General features: G+C 39.1%; 3 protein-coding genes. 2 read left to right on the top strand and 1 reads right to left on the bottom strand.

From position 1 onward, the window contains the following. Nucleotides 1-210: 210 nt before the first annotated feature. Nucleotides 211-1,974 carry an ABC transporter ATP-binding protein gene (locus F6K49_RS36375; RefSeq protein WP_364304483.1) on the bottom strand — a complete coding sequence of 588 codons (1,764 nt, stop codon included), beginning with the start codon at nucleotides 1,972-1,974 and terminating at the stop codon, nucleotides 211-213. Nucleotides 1,975-2,823: 849 nt separating this feature from the next. Between F6K49_RS36375 and rimM the strand changes: the two genes are divergently transcribed. Both rimM and F6K49_RS36365 read left to right on the top strand, forming a co-directional pair. Then, the gene (gene rimM / locus F6K49_RS36370) at nucleotides 2,824-3,453 is read left to right on the top strand and encodes a ribosome maturation factor RimM (RefSeq protein WP_293030146.1); all 630 of its coding nucleotides are present in this window, start codon (nucleotides 2,824-2,826) and stop codon (nucleotides 3,451-3,453) included. Between the two features lie 443 nt (nucleotides 3,454-3,896). After that, nucleotides 3,897-4,105, top strand: a 209-nt coding sequence (locus F6K49_RS36365; protein ID WP_366514269.1) for an alpha/beta fold hydrolase, incomplete at its 3' end; no start/stop codon positions are given.

The following is a 4,105-nucleotide window of genomic DNA, read 5'->3' as shown; positions in this document are numbered from 1 at the left end:
ATTTTGTGATCGCAGTCTTGGGAAACCCCTATTCGTCTAATAATGGCTCTCACCACTCCTCTCCCAATCCTTGCCTAAATCCTAGTCTCTATCACCGTTTCGACTACTTTTGCCTAATGGATAGCTTTTTAAGGGGGATAATGGGGGATCTCTTTGCACCTCATGGGAGAGAGAATTGCTATAACTAACCTGCTCCTGCGTCTTTCCAATTCAAAAATTAAGGCTTTGTTCATTTAAAATAATGTCTTGATAAGTACCTGACTTCACTAAACGACCTTGATCGAGTAAATAGATACAATCACAATGTTCAATAGTGGAGAGACGGTGGGCAATGATAATCATCGTTTTAGTGCCATTCAAGGATTTAATTGCTTCATTAACCAAGTATTCAGTTTCATTATCTAGTGCAGAAGTCGCCTCATCTAAGACTAAAATTTCCCTCTGATGGTAAAGTGCGCGAGCAATTCCTATGCGCTGGCGTTGACCACCAGATAAACGCACTCCCCGTTCACCAACAACAGAGTTAACTCCCTCAGGCAATTGCTCAACAAACTCCGCAAGTTGAGCAGATTGGATAGCCTGATCTAATCGTTCTCGATCAATTAAATGCTTTGGAACACCAAAGGCAATATTTCCTTCGATTGTGTCATCTATCATAAAAATCGACTGTGGGATATAGCCAATTAAATTTTGCCAGGAACGCAGATTATTATATATCGATTTACCCTTGTACCTAATCTCACCACTCTCAGGAGCTAATAGACCTAAAATAACATCAACTAATGTTGTCTTACCTGAGCCTGATTTACCGATTAAACCAATAGATTGACCTTTGTTGATAGTCAAGGATATGTTCATAATAGTAGGGTCTAAAACCTTGGGATAGCGGTAGGTAATTCTATTAATTTCAATTTGATTATCCTCCGGTGATAGACTTCTATTAATGTCAATGGACTTGGCAAAATACCTGAATTGCTCTGAGGGAGTATTAGGCTTGGATAGGGGAGATAAATATGATAAATATGTAGGCTCAAAAATTTTCTCTACTTCAATGTTTTCTAACTCTTTTAAATCCAAGTATATTTTATTAATCGAATAGCTGGAGTTTCGCATCAAAGCAATATTAGATGTTAAATGACTAAATGCTGGAATCATGCGCACAGAAGCCAAAGCGAAAATACCTAAAACTTGGATAATATTTTCTGTTCCAAGGTTAAAGACTAACACTATAGATACAAAAGCTACTAAAAATGTCACTAAAATCGCTTCAATTATAATGCGAGGCAAAGCTTGGAAAGTATGAAACGATGTCATGCCATTAACCAGTTGATCGACTTGATCACTCATTTGCCTTTCAAAGTAAGATTCGCAACCAATAATTCGTGTTTCTTTTAATCCTCCAAGGCTATGATTGATGATGCGAATCATTTCCTCCTTAGATTGAGATACTTTTTTTCCCCATTCGGAAATTTTGTCTTTAAATTGGTAGATAATTCCCAAGGGAATTAGTAAAACCAAGGCTAGAGTAATTGTGGCGATCGGATCGGTGATTATTAGTAAAACAACTAAAAATACTATAATAATAAAACTAGCTACGGTTTTTAGGAAAGGAATCATAAATTTTACACTAAAAACTCCAGAGTCTTCCAAAACCGTGTTGATCAAAAAAGCTGTATTTTTTCTGAGATGAAATGTGTAAGGTGCTACCAAGTAGGCGTGGAGCAAATTTGATGATAGTTCACCATACTGAGTAAAGCTAAATTTAAAGATATATTTTTGAGCTTGGAAACTTAATAAGGATTTAGTCCAGAAGGCAACAATAATGATTAAACCTAGCAAGGCAATAAACTGAACTTCAGAAGTTAAACTTAACTTGACATAAACCCAATGCAGCCGAGAATTTAGTTCAATCAACCTTGGGTTAGTAGCTAACCCCATAAATGGCCCGACAAGTCCAATACCTACAGTATCCAAGAGGGAGGTTAGTAAGATTAATAACAGAAGAGGGATTAGTCGGAGTTTTCTTTCTCCGAGAATGTATAAAAAATTTGACAAATAGCTAACCATTTGGTATGTAAATTATTAGGATGATAAAGGAATAATTTAGTGTAATTCAGCTTTATGATGCAGTCAAAGATATGATTGAGATTGGTCAAATCTAGACAATTGTCCTAGTCCGCTGGCATTGCCGGCATCAAGAGAAGCTCGACAATCTCAATCCCTTCCATAAAGCCATTCAGCTCTCGAAGGTGAGCTAATGCCGAATTGCGTTGATTGAAGTAACTCTGATTAGACTGTTAGCATCTATAACGTTTATAAAAGAGTTTTTAAAATCCAGAAGCCCACAAGCCCTGTTAGTGTCGGCATCCTGTCTATGTTATACTTACTATAAAATATATTGATAATTTTTATACTTAAATTGTTTATTATTTTCCTAGGAAAAAACGAGTAATTTCATAGATTTTAATTGCCCTTAATTTAGCCAGAATAGTAATTGATAGATTGAGGAAACATATTAGCCGATTTTATTGGAAAATTTATAGACAATTCTCCTGGCCATTTATAGTGTGTTTTCTATTATTTTTTCTGAGCAAAATGCCGGGAATCAGGATAAAATAAAATGACAGGTCCGCGCTATCCACGCTCTCGGACCCCTTTAGGGATGATGGTACTATAGCGCTACGCGCAAGTCAGCAAGGTTCTTGCGTCAGAAGTCAAAAGTAAGCTATGACTAAGTTTGCTGAGTTTAGGAATGTCCTAAGCTTAATGCGTAGTGCTATACCTTGCCCTTAGTGCTTAGTTCACTTACCTAAAAATGCTCAAATGACCAATGACGACTGGCTAGAAATCGGTAGAATTGTTTCCCCCCATGGGCTAAAAGGAGAGTTGCGAGTCTATCCCAGTTCTGACTTTCCCGAGAGGTTTGAGGAGCCAGGACAGCGCTGGTTAAAACCACCAGGGGATAATCCACCCCAAGCTGCAGAATTACTTTGGGGACGTTTTGTCCCTGGTAAAGGGTTATATGTTGTGCAGCTAAAGGGGGTAGACAACCGGGATCAGTCAGAGGCGTTGCGCGGTTATCAACTGTTGGTACCAGCCAGCGATCGCCCAGAGTTAGAGGAAGATGAGTATCACATCTTAGACTTGATTGACCTTGAAGTGTTTAATCAACTCACTGGTGAAGCTGTGGGAGTAGTCGTAGATGTGATCCCAGCTGGTAATGACCTTTTGAAAGTTAAATTGCAATCTTCAGTGCAACCGCCCCCAACCGATGCGGAAACTGCACCACCCACTCGAACTAGCAAGAAACGCCAATCCAAGGGTAAGAAGGAACCACAGCCAGCAACGGTACTGATTCCCTTTGTGAAAGCGATCGCACCAGTGGTCGATCTCGAAAATGGTCGGATTGAGATTACGCCTCCTGCGGGTTTACTAGAAGTCAATCAACGTTAAGTCATAAGCGTGCCACGCATCTAAATTTAATTTGTATTTAATCTGTTCATGTTCTGTGAGGGTGATAAGCGCCCCGAAATCCTGACCAGCTCTAGCTTTAAGGTCACTATTATCCCAAATTATACAATGCCCGATTTCGCCACTTACCTCGCCACTTACCAAGGGCGGGTTAAGTGGTATCCTCCTGGGAGTGGAAAGCTGAGATTGAAGCCTTGACCTGATCAATCCTTGCTAGGTCATGTTTAATCGTATTTTAATATAAGTTTTTATTATAACTAATTTATCATCCAGAATCAACTTAGTACCTAAATATTTAGTAATATTAAAATGAGTAAGTTAATTAAAGTTAACAAAAAGCTGTGTCTACACAAAAACTAATACCCTACCACACTACGGAAAACCATGTTTGGAACTGGCAAGGTAACCATATTCAATACACCGTCATGGGGACTGGTAAGCCTCTACTGTTGGTTCATGGTTTTGGGGCATCCATTGGACATTGGCGTAAGAATATTCCTGTCCTAGCCGCAGGGGGTTATCGAGTGTTTGCCATCGATCTGCTGGGATTCGGAGGTTCTGATAAACCTGCCTTATCCTACACCGTAGAGTTGTGGCAACAACAAATAAAGGACTTTTGGGATACCTACATCAA

Source organism: Moorena sp. SIO3I6, from assembly GCF_010672095.1.
The sequence above is the reverse complement of the archived record's forward strand: the minus strand, read 5'-3'. Positions and strand labels throughout refer to the sequence as shown.

Bases quoted from the DNA above. Each gene is read 5' to 3' on its own strand.
- rimM (WP_293030146.1), top strand. From the start codon at position 2,824: ATGACCAATGACGACTGGCTAGAAATCGGTAGAATTGTTTCCCCCCAT.